This is a genomic window from Paenibacillus antibioticophila, from assembly GCF_000455265.1.
In the GTDB taxonomy this organism is placed as follows: Bacteria; Bacillota; Bacilli; order Paenibacillales; family Paenibacillaceae; genus Fontibacillus; species Fontibacillus antibioticophila.
The window spans coordinates 857,354-878,604 of the sequence record NZ_HG005139.1 but is presented as its reverse complement, the minus strand read 5'-3'; the positions used below and the strand labels follow the sequence as shown (position 1 = coordinate 878,604).

The 21,251-nt window shown below is 51.9% G+C and carries 17 protein-coding genes; 6 read left to right on the top strand and 11 right to left on the bottom strand.

Annotated features, from left to right (window positions below):
- Positions 1 to 3 precede the first annotated feature (3 nt).
- Both TX85_RS03860 and TX85_RS03855 read left to right on the top strand, forming a co-directional pair.
- Entirely contained in the window at positions 4 to 1,041 is a 1,038-nt protein-coding gene (locus tag TX85_RS03860; protein WP_044477805.1) for a M42 family metallopeptidase, read from the top strand.
- On the top strand, positions 1,028 to 1,819 hold the full coding sequence (locus TX85_RS03855) for a hypothetical protein (RefSeq protein ID WP_049894781.1): 792 nt from the start codon (positions 1,028 to 1,030) through the stop codon (positions 1,817 to 1,819). Before TX85_RS03860 ends, TX85_RS03855 begins: the two co-directional genes overlap by 14 nt.
- A gap of 161 nt (positions 1,820 to 1,980) precedes the next feature.
- On the opposite strand, the gene TX85_RS26680 is transcribed toward TX85_RS03855, so the two are convergent.
- Positions 1,981 to 2,130 carry a hypothetical protein gene (locus TX85_RS26680; protein ID WP_158297297.1) on the bottom strand — a complete coding sequence of 50 codons (150 nt, stop codon included), beginning with the start codon at positions 2,128 to 2,130 and terminating at the stop codon, positions 1,981 to 1,983.
- A 982-nt stretch (positions 2,131 to 3,112) separates the two neighbouring features.
- Here TX85_RS26680 and TX85_RS25220 point away from each other — a divergent pair.
- The gene (locus TX85_RS25220; RefSeq protein WP_049894780.1) at positions 3,113 to 3,601 is read left to right on the top strand and encodes a MarR family winged helix-turn-helix transcriptional regulator; all 489 of its coding nucleotides are present in this window, start codon (positions 3,113 to 3,115) and stop codon (positions 3,599 to 3,601) included.
- Positions 3,602 to 3,605: 4 nt separating this feature from the next.
- Entirely contained in the window at positions 3,606 to 7,841 is a 4,236-nt protein-coding gene (locus TX85_RS03845; RefSeq protein ID WP_044477804.1) for a 2-hydroxyacyl-CoA dehydratase, read from the top strand.
- Positions 7,842 to 7,906: 65 nt separating this feature from the next.
- On the opposite strand, the gene TX85_RS03840 is transcribed toward TX85_RS03845, so the two are convergent.
- Complete coding sequence (locus tag TX85_RS03840; protein WP_044477802.1) at positions 7,907 to 8,665, bottom strand: SDR family oxidoreductase; 759 nt, start codon at positions 8,663 to 8,665, stop codon at positions 7,907 to 7,909.
- A gap of 170 nt (positions 8,666 to 8,835) precedes the next feature.
- On the opposite strand from TX85_RS03840, the gene TX85_RS03835 reads away from it, so the two are divergent.
- The gene (locus tag TX85_RS03835; RefSeq protein ID WP_071784156.1) at positions 8,836 to 9,471 is read left to right on the top strand and encodes a TetR/AcrR family transcriptional regulator; all 636 of its coding nucleotides are present in this window, start codon (positions 8,836 to 8,838) and stop codon (positions 9,469 to 9,471) included.
- A 46-nt stretch (positions 9,472 to 9,517) separates the two neighbouring features.
- On the opposite strand, the gene TX85_RS03830 is transcribed toward TX85_RS03835, so the two are convergent.
- From TX85_RS03830 to hemE, 7 genes are all read right to left on the bottom strand, one after another.
- Positions 9,518 to 11,485: an ABC-F family ATP-binding cassette domain-containing protein gene (locus TX85_RS03830; protein ID WP_044477801.1), complete on the bottom strand. Its 1,968-nt coding sequence runs from the start codon at positions 11,483 to 11,485 to the stop codon at positions 9,518 to 9,520.
- Between the two features lie 76 nt (positions 11,486 to 11,561).
- The gene (locus tag TX85_RS03825; protein ID WP_044479780.1) at positions 11,562 to 12,479 is read right to left on the bottom strand and encodes a DUF92 domain-containing protein; all 918 of its coding nucleotides are present in this window, start codon (positions 12,477 to 12,479) and stop codon (positions 11,562 to 11,564) included.
- Positions 12,479 to 13,123: a fumarylacetoacetate hydrolase family protein gene (locus TX85_RS03820; RefSeq protein WP_081671626.1), complete on the bottom strand. Its 645-nt coding sequence runs from the start codon at positions 13,121 to 13,123 to the stop codon at positions 12,479 to 12,481. Before TX85_RS03820 ends, TX85_RS03825 begins: the two co-directional genes overlap by 1 nt.
- Positions 13,123 to 13,878: a glycerophosphodiester phosphodiesterase gene (locus TX85_RS03815; RefSeq protein ID WP_044477799.1), complete on the bottom strand. Its 756-nt coding sequence runs from the start codon at positions 13,876 to 13,878 to the stop codon at positions 13,123 to 13,125. The genes TX85_RS03820 and TX85_RS03815 overlap by 1 nt, the downstream gene beginning before the upstream one ends.
- Before the next feature lie 2 nt (positions 13,879 to 13,880).
- Complete coding sequence (locus TX85_RS03810) at positions 13,881 to 15,179, bottom strand: CapA family protein (protein ID WP_044477797.1); 1,299 nt, start codon at positions 15,177 to 15,179, stop codon at positions 13,881 to 13,883.
- A 129-nt stretch (positions 15,180 to 15,308) separates the two neighbouring features.
- A complete protein-coding gene (gene hemH, locus TX85_RS03805; protein ID WP_044477796.1) occupies positions 15,309 to 16,244 on the bottom strand; it encodes a ferrochelatase in 936 nt (311 codons plus the stop codon).
- A gap of 48 nt (positions 16,245 to 16,292) precedes the next feature.
- Entirely contained in the window at positions 16,293 to 17,345 is a 1,053-nt protein-coding gene (hemE, locus tag TX85_RS03800) for a uroporphyrinogen decarboxylase (protein WP_044477795.1), read from the bottom strand.
- 225 nt (positions 17,346 to 17,570) lie between these two features.
- Here hemE and TX85_RS03795 point away from each other — a divergent pair, with 225 nt between their 5' ends.
- Positions 17,571 to 18,794, top strand: a complete 1,224-nt coding sequence (locus tag TX85_RS03795; RefSeq protein WP_044477794.1) for an MFS transporter — start codon at positions 17,571 to 17,573, stop codon at positions 18,792 to 18,794.
- A 50-nt stretch (positions 18,795 to 18,844) separates the two neighbouring features.
- Here TX85_RS03795 and TX85_RS03790 read toward each other — a convergent pair whose 3' ends face one another.
- Both TX85_RS03790 and tyrS read right to left on the bottom strand, forming a co-directional pair.
- On the bottom strand, positions 18,845 to 20,533 hold the full coding sequence (locus tag TX85_RS03790) for an S-layer homology domain-containing protein (protein ID WP_049894779.1): 1,689 nt from the start codon (positions 20,531 to 20,533) through the stop codon (positions 18,845 to 18,847).
- A 179-nt stretch (positions 20,534 to 20,712) separates the two neighbouring features.
- A partial coding sequence (tyrS, locus tag TX85_RS27260; RefSeq protein ID WP_044477793.1) for a tyrosine--tRNA ligase occupies positions 20,713 to 21,251 on the bottom strand: 539 nt, incomplete at its 5' end.

Sequence of the window (21,251 nt, the reverse complement as noted above, 5' to 3'; positions counted from 1 at the left end):
CTAATGAAAATCCAACCCAATGAATCCTATATCCTTGATCTGCTCGTCAAGCTGCTCGATACGCCCAGTCCCAGCGGCTTTACCCGGGAGGTCATTCAAATCGTCCGCGAGGAAGCCGAGGCGCTCAGCATCCCTTTTTCCCAAAATGAAAAAGGCGGAGCCATCCTTACCCTGAAGGGCAAGGATTCCTCACGCCGGATTGCCATCAGTGCCCATGTGGACACACTTGGAGCCATGGTTCGTGCAGTCAATAGCAACGGCACGCTGGCAATCACTTCGGTCGGCGGGTTCATGATGAACAGTATTGAGAATGAATACTGTCAGATTCATACTCGCAGCGGGAAGGTTTATACAGGAACCATCCTGTCTTCGCATCCTTCCGTTCATGTGTACAGCGATGCCCGGGAGTTCAAGCGTGAAGAACGCAATATGGAAGTCCGGATTGATGAACTGGTTGAAAATAAAGAGGATGTGCTGAAGCTCGGCATCTCTGTTGGCGACTTCATTTCCTTTGACGCTCGGCCTGTCGTTACAAGCAGCGGATTAGTAAAATCCCGCCATCTGGATGACAAAGCCAGTGTCGCCGCATTGTTTGGATTGCTGGAATCAAGCCGCCGCGAAGGCTGGCTTCCGCGTCATGATCTTGTATTCTTGATCTCCAACTTTGAAGAGGTCGGCCACGGCGCCGCATGGATTCCTGAAGGGGTCAATGAAATGATCGCCGTCGATATGGGCGCAATGGGCGATAATTTGAGCTGCAAGGAAACCGATGTGTCCATCTGTGCGAAGGATTCCAGCGGCCCCTATGATTACGAGATGACAGGGAGACTCATTGAGCTTGCCAAGGCTTTGGACATCCCTCATGCTGTGGATATCTATCCGCACTATGGCTCTGACGCCTCTGCGGCCCTGCAGGCAGGACATAACATTCGGGCTGCATTAATCGGCCCGGGCGTTCACGCCTCACATGCCATGGAACGGACGCATAAGCAGGCTATCTTTAACACGACCCGTTTGCTTGCCGCTTATGTCGCGGAATAATTGGCTTCATCGAACCGTTAGACATAGAATAGCGGCTGCACTCGCAGCCGCTATTCTGCTAGCCTGTGCCGTGCTTGCCATGCTGTTCTGGGCCAAGGACAGCCTGCTCCCGCATAATTACGCATATCTTGCTCATCATTCGAAGGAAACCGGAATCACGCTTCATGCTCTGGCTGTCCAACCGGAGCAAATTGAACTGCGCTCCGCGGATCGTCCTTTGCGTGATTATCGGGTCTATGGCATGAACGGCGGCTTCTTCTATCAGGACGGCGTTCTGTCGATTGCCGTCAACGGCGATGTTCCAGTCCAAGGGCAGCCGGGCGGCTACGGAACGGGCTGGTTCAACGCCAAATATGCGCGGGGTACCCTGGTTTGGGATGCCGTAACAGAGCGATTTTCGGTCCAAGTGGTCTCTTCTGCCACTGAGCTGGAGGTTACAGACCGGAACCGCTACTTCGCCCAGGGCGGGATCAGCATGAATCTGGGCGATGAAGACGGTTGGGAAGCAGCCATGGAGCTAGAGCATCTGCCTTATCCGGACGAGAAACGCCTGCGCTCCGGATTAGTCTATGACGATTCCGGCCTGTTGTGGTTGATTGCTACGCCGGATCGCTGTACAGCCAAGGAATTCAGGGCCGCTATTGTAGAGGGCATTGCACCGGATCGAGCGAAGGAAGGGATCTTCCTTGACGGTGACGGCTCCTCTCAACTGAATTCCGCTGAGATTTTTCTTTATGGCGACGCCCGCGAGCTTAGGCAGATTATCGTTATTCACTAATCAGGCTGGACCACAGATAGCATGTAACGGCATGTCAGCAGGGAAATTGCAGCTAAATAAAAGAGGCACGTTAGAGGGGCAACGTGTGAAGGGTTGCTACGATCGCTGATGCTTCTTCACAACCCTTCACACTTATGTCCTGGTCACTTTGCCTTTGCCGTTTAACTGATATGCAGTTCCACATGGCTATTCCTAAGCAGCATAGCAATAACTGCACTGCTATTAACTTGTCTCCCTGCGGCATACAAGCAGGAGCTTAAGCACAGCCATGGGCTAAGCGCGAACGGCAGCTTGCGCGATGGTTTATGCACGACGCCAATGACCTGCCGCGCCTAAAGTTGCACCTCCGCCTCACGATGCTCCGGCCTTGCACCGAAACTTCGTCTGTTCTGCCAGTACGGAAGCTTTTCTCCGAACTTTACTTCTCCACATGGCACTCTCTAGGTCTTGCTCCGAACCTTCTATCACCTTACAGACGATATGAGCACCTCATTCTGCTCATGCTCATCCGGTCGCGATTTAATGAAATTACTTCCCTTAAAATCTTCATTCGACGCTCGAATCCACATTTAGTGAAAAAACTTACCTTAGATCGCCAGTAACTAGCCAAACCCGTGTTTTAGTCCACTTTAAGTACAAAAATTTCATTATATCCGCATTTCTAGCATTTCCACTGAATTTAAGGTAACTTTTTTCACTACATACGTAAGATCGATATTTTCATGCGGTAAACCGATCACTGTCATGCGTACTTGGTCGATATTTTCCAGAATCTGCTGGAATAGCCTTGCTCTGCGGGCTTATTGAAATGGGGCTATCCCCAATAATGATACGGTGTTGTCTACTTACTGTTTGAATGTATTTGTGTCTTAGAGGGAGTGCGGTGCAATCAGCACTATAAAGCCGATCCAGAGCCTGCGTAATAAGAGTATAAGTGTGAAGGTTGCTGCAGAAGCGAAAGCGTTCGCCTTTGCAAGTGGATTTCTCCCTTGTTATGGCTTAGTAAATCAAGGAATCAGCGAGCAACAGCGATCAAAAGCAACCTTCACACGTTACCTCCCGGAACGCAGAATCAATCTTTAGACGGTTTTATATTGCTGCGCACTTACAGGAAACTACGAAAAAATGGAGCATTGGCCATTAACTCCTGAGATGGCTCTATTTTGTTCCGCTCATTTTTTTTGATTATGTTCTAAGCGAATGTAATAAATGACACAGCACTCTCAGCTTGCCCATTGATATGGTTTTAGTATAAAACTTAATTTCTAGGCTTTAAGGAAGGTGGTGTCTTCCGTGGAGCAGGAAGAACATTTGAACATTGTCGAGGATATCTGTGAATCTACCCTGACGATGGCTTATCAGCTGGGCAAGCTTTTTTTCAACGATGGGGAGCCGATTGTCCCGAGCCGTTTTTTTATCCTGCTGACGGTCTCCCGTGCCGGTTCCTGTACGATCTCGGCTATTGCCGAAGAGGTTGGACTCTCTCCGGGAGCCAATACGATTGCAGTGAACAAGCTTGTTAAGGAAGGTCTGTTAATGCGGGTCAAGGATAAGCAAGACAAGAGGGTGTGCTGGATGCGGATCACTCCGGCAGGTCAAGCGGCACTGGATGCGATGATCGACAAGCGAAATCACGTATTCCGCATGGTGCTTGCGGATTTTCCGGAATCGCATTTAAATATGTTCCTGCAATCTCTCGAGTTTATTCAGCATAAATTATCTCCCTCAGGAGAGCCGGTAGAGCTGCCCGCATTTCCTTCAGACGGAAAAAGAAGCAGGTGAACATATGCAGTTATTACGTATAGGTCTTGACATCGGTTCTACAACTGCGAAGCTGGTCGCCATACAGGATGGAGCCATCGTTCATGAGAACTATATCCGTCACTATTCCGATGTCCACCGCTCCGTACTCACGCTTTGGGAGCAATTCATCGCTCTCTTCCCCGATCCTAACACCAAAGCTACAGTATGCATCAGCGGTTCCTCCGGGCTGGCCCTGTCTGACCTTGCAGGCATCCCCTTCCTGCAAGAGGTGGTTGCCTGTACCAAGGCCATCAAACAATATGCTCCGGAGACGGATACGGCCATCGAGCTTGGCGGTGAGGATGCAAAAATCATCTATTTCAGCGGCGGCATGGAACAGCGCATGAACAATGCCTGCGCGGGAGGAACGGGCGCTTTTATCGATCAGATGGCCTCGCTGCTAGAGACGGATCCGGCTGGCCTGAACGAGCTGTCCAGCCAACATACCACAATTTATCCGATCGCTTCGCGCTGCGGCGTGTTCGCGAAGACCGACGTCCAGCCGCTTCTAAATGAAGGCGCACGGCGTGAGGACATTGCCGCTTCGATCTTCCAGAGCATCGTAAACCAGACGATCAGCGGTCTGGCCTGCGGCCGTCCCATCAAGGGGAAGGTCGCCTTTCTCGGCGGACCGCTGACCTATCTGTCCGAGCTGAGGGAACGTTTCGCCATAACGCTGAATCTCCGTGCGGACGAAATCATCTTCCCTGAGCGAAGCCAGTATTTCGTGGCGCTGGGCTCGGCGCTGCATGGAGCAGACGGTGAGCCGCGCAGACTGGACGATTGGCTTCAGTCACTGCTCGGCGTATCCTTTGAACGCTTGCGCAAGCAGGATGAAAGCCAGCAGCTCCCTCCCCTGTTCAAGGATTCAGAGGAGCTTGCAGCATTTCGTGCACGCCATGGCAGGGCCTCGGCAAAGGTGATGAGCTTATCGCATTATTCAGGCCCTTGCTATGTCGGTATCGATGCAGGTTCGACTACGACCAAGCTGGTGCTCACCGGGCAAGAGGATCAAATCCTGTATGTCTATTACGCCAGTAACAAAGGCAACCCGCTTGGTTCTGTGCGTGAAGCGCTGAAGCAGATTTATGCGTTGCTGCCGCCGGATTGCTACATCGCCAGATCGGTTGTGACCGGCTATGGCGAGGGGCTTGTCAAAGCCGCGTTCCGTGTCGATGGCGGAGAGGTAGAGACGGTTGCCCACTACAAGGCGGCCGCTTCCTTTCTGCCAGATGTCGACTTCATTCTGGATATCGGCGGACAGGACATGAAATGCATCAAAATCCGCGGCGGCATCATTGACAGCCTGATGCTGAATGAAGCCTGCTCGGCAGGCTGCGGCTCCTTTCTGGAGAGCTTTGCGGCGGCACTGGGGCTTCCCATTACAGAGTTCGCTGCTCAGGCCCTGGAGTCCAGGCAACCTGTCGATCTGGGATCGCGCTGCACAGTGTTCATGAATTCCAAGGTCAAGCAGGTACAAAAGGAAGGCGCCTCCCTGCCCGATCTGTCTGCAGGCCTCGCCTACTCTGTGGTAAAAAATGCGCTGCAAAAGGTCATTAAAATCCGCAACCCCGAGGAAATGGGCAAACGGATCATCGTCCAGGGCGGCACCTTCCTGAATGACGCCGTCCTCCGCGCCTTCGAGCAATTAACCGGACGCGAGGTCATTCGCCCCGATATCGCAGGTATGATGGGCGCTTACGGCTGTGCATTGATCGCCAGAAGCAGTTATTCGGGCACAGAAGCAAGCACCCTGCTGCCGGAGTCAGAGCTGGACAGCTTCACCTGCGAGGTATCGCACGCTCGCTGCGGGATTTGCAGCAATCACTGCGCTTTGACGATCAGCCGGTTCCCGGACAAGAGCTTCCATGTCACCGGCAATCGCTGTGAGCGTGGAGCCACCCAGAAGAAAGAGAAGAACACGCTGCCCAATCTGGTCGCCTACAAATATGAACGGATGTTCCGCTACCGCTCCCTGGAGCCGGAACAAGCTCATCGCGGAACAGTCGGCATTCCCCGGGTACTGAATATGTTCGAGAACTATCCGTTCTGGCATACGTTTTTCACCAAGTTGGGCTACCGGGTCGTGTTGTCTCCCAAGTCCTCCAAGAAGCTCTACGAGAGCGGCATGGAGACGATTCCTTCGGAATCCGTCTGCTATCCCGCCAAGCTTGCGCACGGCCATGTACAGAGTCTCATCAACAGCAAGGTTGATATGATATTCTATCCTGCAGTGATTTATGAAAAAAAGGAGGACGAAGCGGCTGACAATCATTTTAATTGTCCGGTCGTTGCCTCCTATCCCGAGGTCATCCGGACGAATGTTGACGCATTGAAGCAATTGGGCATCCCCTTGATCAGTCCTTTTCTAAACTTTGATTCCCCTGCCGTGCTTCGCAAGCGACTCCAGGAGACATTCGACGGGATTGCCAAGGAGGAATTGAATCAAGCCTTTGATGCAGCCTGGCAGGAAGCTGAGCTAGTGAGGGAGGAATTGTACCGTCAAGGTGAGAATACGCTGGCATATCTGAATCAGACCGGCGGTAAAGGCATCGTTCTATGCGGCCATCCCTATCATGTCGATCCAGAGATCAATCACGGGATTGCAGAGCTTGTCACCGGCATGGGGCTCGCCGTACTGACGGAGGACGCCATTTGTCATCTGGGCGATGTAGAGCATCCGTTGCCGGTCGTCAATCAATGGACGTACCATGGCCGGATGTACCGAGCCGCCTATGCCGTCTCCAAGCTGAAGCAGCTGGAGCTTGTCCAATTGACCTCTTTCGGCTGCGGTATTGATGCTATTACTGCCGATGCCGTCCAGGAAATTCTCGAGAGCCGCGGCAAGACCTTTACGCTGATTAAGGTCGATGAGATCAGCAATCTGGGATCAGCAAGAATCCGGCTTCGTTCACTGCTCGCCGCAATGCGGGACAGAGAAGCCGGCCGCAGAAGCGAGCTGCCGCAGGACTCTGTCATTCTTCCGCCTTCCCCGGCTGTATTTAAGCGGGAAATGAGAGAGAGCTACACCATTCTTGCCCCGCAGCTCTCTCCGATTCACTTCGAGCTGTTCGAGACCGTATTCCGGGATGGCGGATACCGGCTGAAGGTGCTGAAGGCGGCAACCCGCGAGACCACCGAGGAGGGGCTGAAGCTCGTCAACAATGATGCCTGCTACCCGGCTATCGTAACGATCGGGCAGATCATGACCGCCCTGAAGAGCGGAGAGTACGATCCGAACCGCACAGCCGTCATCTTGACCCAAACGGGCGGCGGCTGCAGAGCAACCAACTACATTGGTTTGCTCCGAAAAGCTTTGAAGGAGTCGAAGCTGGAGCAGATCCCGGTCATTTCGCTCAATGTCTCCGGGCTGGAAAATCAACCGGGGTTCAAGCTGAATCTGCGTATGATTAACCGCCTGATTGCCGCCTCCTGTTATGGGGACCTGCTGATGCGGCTCCTATACCGCTTCCGTCCCTATGAACAGCAAGCCGGTTCAACCCTGGCTCTGTTTCGCAAATGGATGGACCGCTGCAAGCTGTCGCTGGAGAAATTCTCCTTCGGACAATACAAGGAATACATTCAGGCTATGGTTGCCGAGTTCGAATCACTCCCGCTTACCGGCGCCATCAAGCCCCGGGTCGGTATTGTCGGAGAAATTCTGATCAAGTTCCATCCGGACGCTAACAACAAGCTGGTCGAGATTATTGAAGCGGAGGGCGGCGAAGCTGTCGTGCCTGACTTCCTGGACTTCATGTTTTATTGTCTATACAACCCGATCTATAAAGCGGATCAGCTCGGCAAGAGCAAAATGCTCGGATTGCTGAATCCGATGATTATCAGCTATCTGGAAATGTACCGCAAACCAGTGAAGAAGGTGCTTGAACAGAGCCGGTACCTGACACCGCCGGAAAGCATTTATACACTCGCCGACAAGGCCAGCCGGCTGCTCTCGGTCGGTAATCAGATGGGAGAAGGCTGGTTCCTTACCGCCGAAATGATGGAGCTGCTGGATCACGGCGTCGACAACATCGTATGCATCCAGCCGTTCGCCTGTCTCCCGAACCATATCACCGGACGCGGCATGGTCAAGGGGCTCAAGGAGCTTTATCCCCGTGCCAACATCGCCGCAATTGACTATGACGCCGGTGCCAGTGAAGTCAATCAGATCAACCGGATCAAGCTCATGATGTCGATCGCAAGCGGAGTTCTGTGCTAGACAAAAAAACGCCGGCCACCTACAGGCATTCAAGCTGTAGATGGCCGGCATTTTATTTTTTGAAATTAATAAGCGGTCCAGCCGGCATCTGCCGTAATCGTAGTCCCGTTGACAAAGCTTGAATCATCCGAAGCCAGGAACAAGGCAATGTTGGCAATATCCTCAGGCTGCCCCATCCCCGGATTGATCCCCATTCCAATTTGTGCTCGTTCTGCACCAAACGGATTAACCGCCGTCAGTGAAGCCCCAATATTTGTCTGCACCGCACCAGGAGCAATCGCATTACAGCGAATGCCCAACTGGGCATACTGAAAGCCAACGTTCTTGGTTAATCCGATCACCGCATGCTTGGAAGCCGTATATGCAGCACCCGCACGGGAGCCGAACAATCCTCCGGCCGAAGCGATATTCACAATCACGCCTGCCTTCTTCTCGGTAAAGAGCGGCAGCACTTTCCGGATGGTGCGCATCGGGCCAGTCGTATTCACCGCGAATACCTTCTCCCACAGCTCATCTGTTAAGTCCCCTGCAGGGACAAAATTATCCATAATTCCTGCGTTGTTCACCAATATATCTACGGTTCCATAACGGCTCACCGTCTCATCAATCAGGCGTTGAACATCCTCCTCTTTAGCCACATTGGAAGCTATTGCGAAGGCCGTACCTCCTTTGGCTTCAATACCCTCAACGACCTTTCCGGCATTTTCCAAACTTAGATCAGCAACGACAACCTTGGCCCCTTCCGCCGCATAGAGCTCTGCAATCGCTTTTCCCATCCCCGAGGCAGCTCCTGTGACAACAGCTACTTTTCCTGATAGCTTCATGTTCTATAACCTCCTATTATGATAAAATCAACATGTGTTCGATAATTAATTGCATAACTCAAGTATAAAAGTCACACGAACACCTAACAATCATGAAACTTTCCAGAATTGTTCATTAACCAACAAATACAGTGAAACTGTATATTATCTTGTAGTTAGGGGGATCTGATATGCCGCAAGCCGAGGTGAAGCGGGATCCAAGAATTGTTCGCAGTATGACGGCCATGCGCAGCGCACTTCTCCAGTTGATGTCCCGCAAGCCGTTTGCAGCCATTACGATCACTGAGATTGTAGGTCTAGCCGGATATAACCGGGGAACGTTCTATGCCAATTACACGACTAAGGAAGATTTGCTGGAGGACATGATCGGCGAAAAGATCAACGACCTGCTGCAATCCTTCCGAGCCCCTTACGCCCAGGTCAGTGAGTTCAGTCCGCATGAGCTGCACGCCAATTCCGTCATGATCTTCAATCATATTGCCCGAAATGCCGATTTCTATACCATTTTAACGAAAAGCGACGTGCTGCCTGCACTGCGAAAGAAAATGTTTGCTTCGCTGAAGAATATTCTTACAGAGGAATTGAGTTTCGAGGAAGGAGATGTGGATCAGGAATTGATGTTCATCTATTCCTTGAACGCCTTATTGGGCCTAATCTTTTATTGGATCGAAAGCGGATATGCCCATCCTCCTGCTTACATGCAAGAGCAGTTGGTGAAAATCTTGAATCATATGCCGTCACCGGGAAAGAAGCTGGGGGTAAGAACCCAAGCCGTGTCAAAAAATCTGCATGAAAAAAGGGGCTGAAGATGTATCTTCAACCCCTAAGATTTATCTTCAACCCCTCTTCACCTTACCCGTTCTTCTGTGCCTCGATTCGCTCGGCCAGTTCGCTGAGGTATGTCCAGCGCTCCATCAGGCGTTCCAGCTCGGCCTCGGCCTGCTGCTGTTCAGCCATCAGTTCCTGCAGCCGCATCGCATCGCTTGCAGCATGCGCCATTTGCTCCGTGATGTCGGTAATCCGCTGCTCAGCGGCTTCCACATCCGCGTCGATGGTCTCATATTCCCTTTGCTCCTTGTAGGAGAACTTCAGCTTCTCCGCTCTTTCAGGATCCTTCGTGCTGCCGGAAGCATTTCCGGTCCCGGTTCCATTGCCCGAGCTGCCTTTTGCTCTCTCCGCTGAGCCCGCACTACTTCCGGCACCATCCTTCGCCGCCGAGCCCGCTGCATTCATCCGTTCCTCGTAATCGCTGTAGTCTCCCGCATGTACGGCGACAACGCCATTGCCCTCGAATACCATCAGCTTGTCCACGGTCCGGTCCAGGAAATACCGATCATGGGATACGACGAAGACTGCACCGGGGAACTCATCGAGATAGGATTCCAGCACCGTCAGCGTCTGGATATCGAGATCATTGGTAGGTTCGTCGAGCAGGAGCACATTCGGGGCTTCCATCAATATCCGAAGCAGATAAAGGCGCCGTTTCTCGCCTCCGGAGAGCTTGGAAATCGGTGTCCATTGCGAGGCGGGCGGGAACAGGAAGCGCTCCAGCATCTGCGCTGCCGTGATTCTTGAACCATCCGCCGTCTCAACGACCTCCGCGGCGTCCTTGATATATTCAATGGCCCGCTGATTCGGGTCCATCTCCTGATGCTCCTGGGTAAAATATCCCAGCTTGACGGTCTGACCAAGCACGACCTCGCCTTCCTCAGGCTGAATTCGTCCTGCGATCATATTGAGCAGGGTCGATTTGCCGTATCCGTTCGGCCCTACGATTCCAACGCGGTCTCCCGGCACAGCTGTATAGGTTAAGCCGTCGATCAGCAGCCGATCACCGGCGGATTTACGGATGCCCTCAATTTCTACAATCTTGCGCCCCAGCCGGGTGGAAGCTACGGAAATATCCAGCGACTCGTTCTTATACTCCGGCTTCATCCCTTGCAGCTTCTCGAACCGTTCGATTCGGGCCTTCTGCTTGGTCGAGCGCGCCTGAGCGCCGCGACGAATCCAGGCCAGCTCGCCCCGCAACAGATTCTGCCGCTTCTGCTCGCTGGCTGCCTCCCGTTCCTCCCGTTCGCTTTTCAATTCAAGAAAACGGCTATAATTGGCTTCATAGCGGAACAGACGCCCCTGATCCAGCTCCAGCATGACATTGCATACCCGGTCCAGGAAGTAACGGTCATGCGTAATAATCAGCAGCGCACCGCGGCGCTTCTGAAGGTAGCTCTCCAGCCAGGCCACCGAATCATTGTCGATGTGGTTCGTTGGCTCGTCCATGATGAGCAGCTCGGATGGCAGAATCAATGCCGACGCCAGGGCAACACGCTTGCGCTGCCCCCCGGAGAGCACCCCCATTTTCCGGGAAAAATCAGCAATCCCCAGACGTGTCAGTACGCTCTTTGCTTCATTCTCCAGCCCCCATGCATCAAGACGGTCCATCTCCTGGCTTAACCGGCTGACCCGTGTCTGCAAGCTTTCATCTGTCGGCAGAAGCTCCAGCTCCTCGACCGCCTCCATATATTGCGAGACGAGTTGATGTTCTGGTCCGCCGTTTTGAAATACCCCTCTCAGAACCGTCGTATCAGGATCAAATTCCGGATTTTGTGCTAAAAAAGAAATCCGAACTCCCCGATTAATCGTAACCTTGCCCGCATCAGCCTGCTCCAGGCCGGCAAGCACCCGCAGAAAGGTCGACTTACCCGTCCCGTTTACCCCGACCACGCCGATCTTATCGTATTCGTCCATCCCGAAGGAGGCCTCCTGAAACAGGTTTTTCTCCCCGTAGCTCTTGCTTAATTGTTCAGCTGTCATTATGTTCATATGATTAACCTGCTTTCCACTTCCACCAAATTGATCTTATATCACTCTGCGCCAAGCAAGCCAACCCAAGACCGGCTTAGCCAAGCGATAATCCCAGGCCGGCGGCAATCAAGCCCGCAGTCAACGCACTGAGAATATTCACAGCATCATTGTTCATCCAGACCAGGCCCCGATCCGGCAACGTAGGCTTGCCGCAATGCACCTCGACCTCCACCAGCTTGTCACAGACCTGGCAGCGATACATCCGCTGGACGGTAGCTCCAAGCAATGAATCGACATAGGCTCCGGCAAATCCCGATGTCCCGCCGATCAACAACCATTTTCCAAGCGAAAGCCCCATAGGAAGAGCTATGGAACCCTCCCGGCTCCCCCCGGCAAACTGACCGAGCGAGCCGACCCAGCCGGACACTGTTTCTCCCAGCCCAAGCCAGGCCGCCCAGCTTTCCCATTCGGGCCATGCCAGCAGCAGCCAGCCTGCTCCGCCTATCATCAGCGCTCCAAGAAGTGCGGCCCCGCTGCCAAGCAAGGATACCCCGCCTGAAGTTCCTGCGGGCACCGGCCTCCAGGTAAGCAGCGATCTCGGCTGACGGCGGCTGAGCCCTCCCAGCTCCGTCGCCCAGGTATCCGCCGTCACCGCAGCTAGCGTACCCAGTACGAAATAGGCCCAAAATGGATCCGGCCATAAGGCATAGCCAAGACACGCTGCCATTCCTGCTCCGCCGTTTGCGAATACTTGTCCCGCATCACGGCTTCCTGTCTTGGCGTAGGACTTCTCCAGCTCATGCTTGCGCTCGGCCTTTACCTTGGACAATATAGATGAGCTTATAAAGAATAACAACAACAGTCCAAACCAGAACCAGGTTCCCTGTGCAGCACCGAAATAGACGGTTCCCATCAATATGGCTGCCGCCATACCGGATAGAGATAGCGATTGCTTCCGATTAGCCATTCCTGCAACCAAAGCGGCACCCAGCGCGCCAATTCCCCAATAAATCATGAACGGGATGGACCGGACAACACTTCACAGCGACCCAGTACCTCGCCGCCATAGGCAATTTCCAGCTTGTCTCCGGCGAAGACCGGCCCCACTCCTTCCGGCGTACCGGTAAAGATCAGATCCCCTTCGCCCAATCCGTAGCGCTCCGCTATATAATCAACGATCTGCTGAAGCGGGAAAATCATATTTCTCACATTCCCTTGCTGCACAAGCTCACCATTCTTGGTCAAGGTAAAATCCTTCTCGGCAAGCTCCTCCGTACCGGGGAACGCAACATATGGCGTTAAGGGCGCCGAATTCCGAAAGCCCTTGGCCGCCGTCCAGGGATGCCCCTGCTTCTTGAGCTCGCTCTGCACATCCCGAAGTGTAAAGTCAATTCCGAATGCCATCACATCGACGAGCTCGTCCACGTTCATACCCGGTTTATAATCCCGGGCAATCCGCAGCACAAGCTCAGTCTCAAAGTGAATCTCTCCCCGGTTTCCGGGAAGCTCTAATCCACCCTCATGCATCGACACGGCAGCATGGGTCGGCTTCATAAAGATCATCGGCTCCTTAGGCACTGCATTGCCGAGCTCCTCCGCGTGCGCACGGTAATTCCGCCCCACACAATATATATTCGAGATCATCTTGTTGCCCATTATCTGTTCCTCCCGTTAACTAAATTCGGAGCTTTAAATGCCGATGGCCATAGCTCCGGACGATTCGTACAAATGAGCAAGTCCGGATGCAGACCTGCAAGACGGCGCATAACCTTCACCTGATCCACCGTCCATGCCATCACATCCAGGCCGCGTCTTGCCGCTTTGGCTGCCAGCTCCGCGGTGAGCCTTTTGTAATTGATCGAAAGAAAGGAGCACTGCAGCATTTGCAGCCGCAAAAACAAATCCTTTGGCAGTTGATCAATAATCAGTCCGGTTCGCAGCGACCTGGCATTCTCCTTGACTTTGGACAGCGAACGCAAATCAAAGCTGGTCAGCACTACTTCATGTTCCATGCGATGCTTTTTTATAACCTCAATAACCTTGTCTTCCAGTCCGGGATACTTATTCCCATGCGTCTTCAATTCGATATTGGCCTTCAATCGGCCTTGAATAGCCTCCAGACAGTCATCCAGGGAAATCAGGCGCTCTCCCGCGTACCGTTTTGATTTCCAGCTGCCCGCATCCAACGCAAGCAATTGCTCCCAGGTATAATCCTTCACAGGCCCACGGCCATTGGTCGTACGGTTCAAGGTGTAATCATGAATCAGAAAGGGAATCCCGTCTCTGGATAACTGGACATCCACCTCGATCCAGGTCACATTTGAATCCGACAGAGCTAATTCGATCGCCGCCATCGTATTCTCAGGGGCCGCTCCTGAGCAGCCCCGATGTGCCACGCATTGTATCGGCATCTCTATCCGCCCCCTGTGTGTACCTCTCCCGATTCTTTTATTCTTACTCCCGGAGAAATCGCTTCTAGCTCGCTCCAGAGCTGAGTACGCTCCGCTTCATTCATCGGCACCGGCTGTCCTACCTCTGTTCTGTAAGGAACCAGCTTCAGCTCACAGTCTCCAGCCTTGCTGCAGGATGCCTGAAACACAGCGGTCTCCCAGGTGTTGGGATCCTTCGATTTTGTAAAAATAAAATTCCCTGTACTGTAGGCGATCCATTTCCCCTTATAAGACTCCAGCCCTTGGAGAACATGGGGGTGTCCCCCGATGACCAGATCCGCACCTGCATCAATATACGCGTGAGCCAGTTCAGTCTGATGCTTCTCAAGCTCAACGGTCCGCTCTTTCCCCCAATGAACAACCACAAGCACAAGGTCAGCCTGATCACGCGCTTCCTCAATCGTCTTCACCGCTTGTGTAGAATCGTAGGTAGCGGCGACTCCAGGCCCTTTACCCGCTGCCCATTCTTTTCTCGGAATCACCCGCGAGAACCCGCATAGTGCAATCCGGATGCCATTTCGTTCAACATAGACAGGTGCAAATGCCTCTTTACTGTTCTTGCCAGCACCGACATGAAGCACGCCAGCCTCTGAAAGATGCTCAAGCGTATCCAACAGCCCTTCCACACCTTGATCCAAAATGTGATTGTTCGCCAAATTCACTGCCTCTACCCCTGCCCGAACCATTTCCGGAAGGGCCTTAGGCGACGATTTGAAGACAAAAGTCTTCTCTTCCTCAGGAGTTCCCCCCTCCGTTACCGGGGTTTCCAGATTGAGTACGGTCAGATCATCCTGAAGGAACAGGTCCTTGACATGCTTGTAGGGATAGTCATAGCCTGCTTGCTTAAGCTTGTTCTCGACCTTCCCGGAAAACAATGTATCCCCGCCAAAGGAAATCACCACTCGCTCCTGTTCACTTGTACCTGACTCCAAGTCCGGATTCTCTTCCGAAGCATCGACTTCCTGATGGGACTCCCCGGAAAGATCATTTTCGGATTCCTTCCCCTCGGAAGCGTCCTTCTCCCCGGTCTCTCCATCCGGCTCCGCAACAAGCTCCGGAGGAACTGATTCGCCTGGCTCCTGCACCGAATGATCCGGTTGTGTTGCCCCATTCTCAGCAGGCCGATCCATCGTAAACAAATAAGAGGCCAGCACAATAATCATAAAAATGAGACCGAGATTAATCCAAACCCATATTCGTCGCTGCCTTCTTTTCTTACTCGCTTGCTTCTTCTTGTTTTTCTCAGAACGCGGTGGATACATCCTTATACTCCTTCAACTAAAAAATTGCTCCATGAAATCATTACAATTCGAAATCTGATCTTATTATATCAGCTATCCGGAAATAAATAGAACCCTCTGCCAAAAGCAAAGGGTTCATTCAAATCATCTTCAGGATTTAAATGTTGAAATAATACAATCGCTAAGCGTCTCCATATAGAGCGGATCCGTATTTAACGAATCGATGCGCTCCAATCTCATATCCAGCTCCTTGGCGATGGCCTTGGCCTCGATATCCAGATCATACAGGACCTCCAGATGATCCGACACGAAGCCAACCGGAGCGACCAGCACATCCTCGATCTGTTCCTGACTCAAATCCCGCAGCGTATCCAGAATATCCGGCCCAAGCCAAGGCTCTGCCGTCCGGCCTGCGCTTTGCCAGGTGAACTGCCAGGACGTGACTCCAGCCTTCTCTGCAACAGCCCTGGATGTCTCCAGCAGCTGATCCTGATAGGGGTCTCCCATCTCGAGAATTTCAGCCGGCAGGCTGTGAGCGCTGAACAGCACCCGCACCTTGTCACGCAGGGCACCTGCTTCGACGAACTGCTCCAGCTTGGCCGATACGCGCTTGGCCAAGGCCTCTATAAGCTGCGGATGAAGATGGTAGCTCTTCACAAATTTCATGGCGATTCCGTGTTCGCCAGCTTTAGCCTCAGCACGTTTAATGTAGCCCCCGATGCTCATCACAGAGTAATGCGGAGCCAGCACAATGCCAACCGCCTCCTTGATTCCATCCTTCGCCATCTCAGCAACGCCATCCTCGATGAACGGAGAAGCGTGCTTCAGCCCTTGATAGCATACAAAACGCTTGTCCTGATAAGGATTCATTCGATTCAGTGTTTCCTGTAGTGCAGCTACCTGATTGTCTGTGTTGGCCCGAAGCGGAAATACGCCTCCGACGATCGCTTCATAGCGATCGGTCAGCTCCTTGAGCTGATCCTCTGTCGGGGGATGACCCCGACGAATGTGAGTGTAATAAGCCTCAATTTGGTCCATGCTTTCCGGTGTGCCGTAAGACATCACCAATACGCCGATTGTTGTCATAACGAATTCTGTTCACCTCTTCAATTAATAAGTTCTCTATAAGTTCGTCTAAGCTTTCCGCTTGGCAAGCACTTCAGCGGAATAGTCGTGCACATAAGCTGTGAGCTCCTGCAGCTTCTCTAGCGATGCTTCAGGAAACAACCCGTGTCCGAGATTGAAAATAAATCCCGATGTCTCCAGACCCATATCGATGATTTCTTTTGCATGCTGCTTGATGACATCCATAGGAGCCGTCAGGAGGTAAGGATCCAGATTACCCTGAATGGCATATTTGCCTTCTGTTCGTCTGCGTCCTTCCCGAATCGACACGCGCCAATCCAGTCCAATCACCTCTGCCTGCAGAGAGGTCAGCTGCGGAAGAAGCTCTCCGGAGCTAACACCAGGGAAATAAATTTTCGGTACATTCAAATCGGAAAGTTCGGCAAAAATACGGGTAATTACCGGCTCCACATATCGTTCAAAATCTTTAGGCGCGAGCGCGCCAACCCAACTGTCAAACAGTTGAATAGCCTTTCCGCCGCTATCGACATGCGCTTTTAAATAGGTGATCACCATATCTCCCAGCTTGTTCATTAGCATGTCCCAAAGTCCGGGATCACTGTACATCAAGGTTTTTGTCTTGATATAGCTTTTGGAGGGACGCCCCTCAATCAAATAGCTTGCTATCGTAAATGGCGCGCCTGCAAAGGTAATTAACGGGACATCAAGCTCCCGGTCCAGGATGGAAATGGTATCCAAAATATGCTGCAGATCCCTGTGCACATCAATGGGCTTCAGCCGTTCAATGTCCTGCCGTGAAGAGATCGGATTGGCGATAACCGGGCCAATATTTTTGACAATATCAAAGTCCACACCGATCGATGCAACCGGATTCATGATATCAGAATACAAAATCGCTGCATCAACCCCAAGCTTGCGCACCGGCATTAGGGTAACTTCGGCCGCCAGCTCTGGCTGCCGGCAAATTTCAAGCAAGGTATATTTTTCCTTGATTTGCCGATATTCAGGATCGTATCTCCCAGCTTGGCGCATGTACCATACCGGGAGCCGATCCACCTCCTGCTTGAAGCAGGCGCGGATAAACCGGTCATTATAAGCCACTAAATCAGGCCTCCTGTTCACTTAATTCATTAAGCTTTATTATGCCCTTTTTAAGAGCAAGTCTCAACATTCGCGCCGTGATTCTCACAGACTCTTCATTCATGTCCATCCCATGACAACATATCGACAATGCTGCTGGACAGCCTGAGGAGAGTGTTTAACTGTGGTATACTGGAATAACTTGTTTACTTCGAACCGGATGACGCAGAAAGGAAGTGAAGCACATTGAAGAAGTCATGGAAGGTTAACCTCATTGTGCTCTGGTTCGGTTTGTTCTTTGTCAATGCGGGAATGACGATGGTTACCCCCTTCCTCTCCTTGTTCCTTGCAAGGGATCTGAATGTGCAGGGAGAGCATGCCATCGGGATCTGGGCAGGGATGATCTTCGCAGCCAATTTCGCCACCTCCTTCATCTTCCAGCCGCTGTGGGGCAAGCTTGCCGATAAATATGGCCGCAAGGTTATGGTGCTGCGCTCCGGCTTCGGGATGGCCCTGGTCATCGCCCTTATGGGCTTTGCGACGCATCCTTGGCACTTGCTGGCCCTTCGGCTCCTGAACGGAACCATCTCCGGCTTCAACCCTGCAGCCGTGTCGCTGATTTCAGGCACCGCACCGAAGGAAAAGATGGGCCTGGCCATGGGAACGATGCAATCCGGTAATGTCGCCGGCACAATTCTAGGTCCGCTGATTGGCGGACTATTGGCAGAATGGATCGGCTTCAGGCCTATTTTTTTTGTGACCGGAGTTTTGTTGTTCCTGGCCTCGATGCTCACTCTGTTTTTCGTGCATGAGGATTTTGACCGGAAGGAAGCGGCGCAAATGCCGCAGGTCTCTGTGCTGCAAGGCTTCACTGAGCTGAGTAAAACCCCTCAGCTACTTGCACTATTTATGGTAACGCTGCTGCTCCAGTTTGCTCTGGTCAGCCCCATGTCCCTCCTGCCGATTTACGTTGAGAAGCTGCATGGCGTACCGACAGACGTGGCTTTCTGGGCCGGCTTCGTCTCTGCAGTCGCAGGGATGTCCAATATGGTCACCTCTCCTGTGCTTGGAAGGGTGAGCGACAAATTCGGGGCTCATCGGGTACTGACGGTCTGTCTGATTGGAGCCGCCGCCAGTATCATTCCGCAGGCTTTTGTAGAATCGGTCTGGCAGTTGATCCTTGTTCGCTTTGTGATGGGCGTCTTTATGGGAGGACTGCTTCCGAGCGTGAACGCCTTGATTCGGTTCTATACCCCGGATGGCATGGAAAGCCGCGCCTATGCCTTTAACAGCAGCACGATGGCGCTCGGGAATATGCTCGGTGCGATGATCGGCGGATTCCTCGCCGGATTCATAGGCATCGAAGGACTGTTCATTGTAGCCGGAGCCCTTCTGCTTGTAAATATGGTCTGGGTCAGAATGAAGCTCTATGCCCATCCCGCAAAGAGCATTCCAGAGGGCCGCACCTAGCGGCTGCATATTTTGGAGAGCCATAGGGCGGATCATTTAGTTCAACTTATCTAGTACTTCTCCATCAGCTTCGCCAGCATGACATAAGCCTGTTCCTTCGTCAGATTGGCCTTAGGCTGGAATTGGTTAGCGCCTGTCCCCTGTATAAGTCCAAGGTTAAATGCAGCATAGGCATCGACTTTCGCCCAGGATGCTATTTGAGCATCATCGGCAAAGATTGCGTTTGAAGTGTTTACTCCCGCAGTATTCCCCCCGAGCTTCTTGTACAGGTTCATCAACACAACTACAGCCTCCTGCCGGGTTAACTGCTTGTCAGGAGAGAATAATCCCGCTGAAGTGCCTTGAATAATTCCAAGCTTGGCCGCATGGGAGATTTTCGGTTGAGCGATATCGGAGAACGGGCTTGCCACTTCCTGCATTTCATAGTTTGTCAGATATTGATACAGGTTAAAACCGATTGTGGTGAACTCCTGCCGGCTGATTTGGCGGGAATGATTGCTATCTGCCACACCGTCAAGCAGGGCATTGCTTTTCAGATTCATATAGTATTCTCGCGCCCATGAGCTAACCGTTGCATCGGAGAATTCATTTTGCGGATGAGTTTGCGCATTGTCCTGTGGTTCAGATTCTTGCTGCTCGGCTGCGAAGAACTGCGTATCATAAGCGATCGAAACCGATTGGCCATTCGCCTTGCTGTAAAGTCCCGTAATCTCTATATGAAATTGATCCTCTGGATTATATTTAATGCTAGAATCAGGCCGGAAAATAATACAGAACGGGATCGCATAATATCCGGTGTCTACCTTAAAATACTTGCCACCCTTATTCTGATCGCTTGAATCCAGGCTCCATACCTTGCCGTCTGCTTTACGCGTCATCTTTACCTTAATTCCACTCGTCCGCTGATTATCATAAATATCCGGATTCAGCGAGACCGACCATGGATCCTTATCATGCCATACTTCTAGCGGGAACTGTCCCGCCGACGGCCAGGCAATCTGATCATAAACCACTTCACCGGCCGCACGAGAGGCATCGAATGAGTACATATTAGAGTATGGCACTTCCATCGTGCCCGACTGACCGACTACGGCGCCAAACATCGTTTTCTTCATACGTGGATTCAGAATCCAGCGGCGGTGTCCTACTCGATCTATGTTGCTCTCGCCGGAATCCGCCATATAAAGATCAAAGACGGCTTCTCTAAAAGTATCAGCCCCATATGCGATATTGCTATTTTTAGCTGCGTTTGCTCCTAGATTGTATAAATCCTCGTTCATTCCGCCTGGCCGGGAAGGGTAATGGCTAAGCTGCCCGTTTACGGCATTTAACAAAGCGGCCGCCTGCTGCTGTTTGCTTAGTGTGTAATCCGGCTGTACATCATCGGGAAGACCGGCTAAGTACCGGGCTAGATTCACCGCTTTGATTCCTTCTAAAATATATGTATCCTTTAGCTTACCCGCTGTATAAGGTGCCGTTATGCTTGGCCGTTCCTCATATGCCTCTTCCCATAAGTACTCTGCATCAGGCTGTATTGGTGCATATTCCCTCATCTTCTGCACAATCGCCTCGCGCGTATGCTGCTCTATACTGCCTTGTACATCATGTTTAGCATAGACTTCCCGGCCAGGCAGGATTACCGTCGCAGTTAGCACCACAGCTGCAACCACCGTCGCTATTCTCCCCCTTTTCTTTATGTTCTTGTTCCTCTTCTGACTGGCTGACATCATCTTGTCCATGGTCCCTCCAATTTACTCTGAATTTAATTCCCTTCTATTTAATTTTCGGTTTGAAATAGCAAAATTTGAAGTAAAAAAAGGCAAAGCATATTCCTCCCACTAAAAAAGGAGGTATGCTTTGCCTTTAATCGCTCACTTTGATGCTTTGTAGTTGGTGTGCTCAGCCTCAGTCTCAGCCTCTAAGCCAATTTCACCAAATGATATTTCTTCTTGCCTTTGCGGATAATGATGAATCGCCCTTCGATCGCTTGTTCCGCGCTAACCTCGAATTCAAGCTCACTTATGCGGTCGCCATTCAATGAGATGGCGCCGTTTGTAATATCCTCGCGCGCTTGGCGTTTCGATGGCTCAATGCCGATATCAACAAGCCAGTCAACGATATTCTTGGCTTCTTTGCCAGCTTCAAAAGTAGGCATTTCCTTGAAGCCTTGTTCAATTTCATCCGCAGTCAACGACTTGATGTCACCGCTGAACAGGGCTGCCGTAATTCTCTTCGCTTGCTCCAGCATTTCCTCGCCATGCACGAATCTGGTCATTTCTTCCGCCAGCGTGATTTGAGCTTCACGTTTATGCGGCTCAGTTTGTACCTTTTCTGCAAGAGCCTCGATCTCCTCTTTACCAAGGAACGTAAAGTACTTCAAGTATTTAACGACATCGCGGTCATCGGTGTTCGCCCAGAATTGGTAGAATTCATATGGTGTCGTCTTCTCCGGATCGA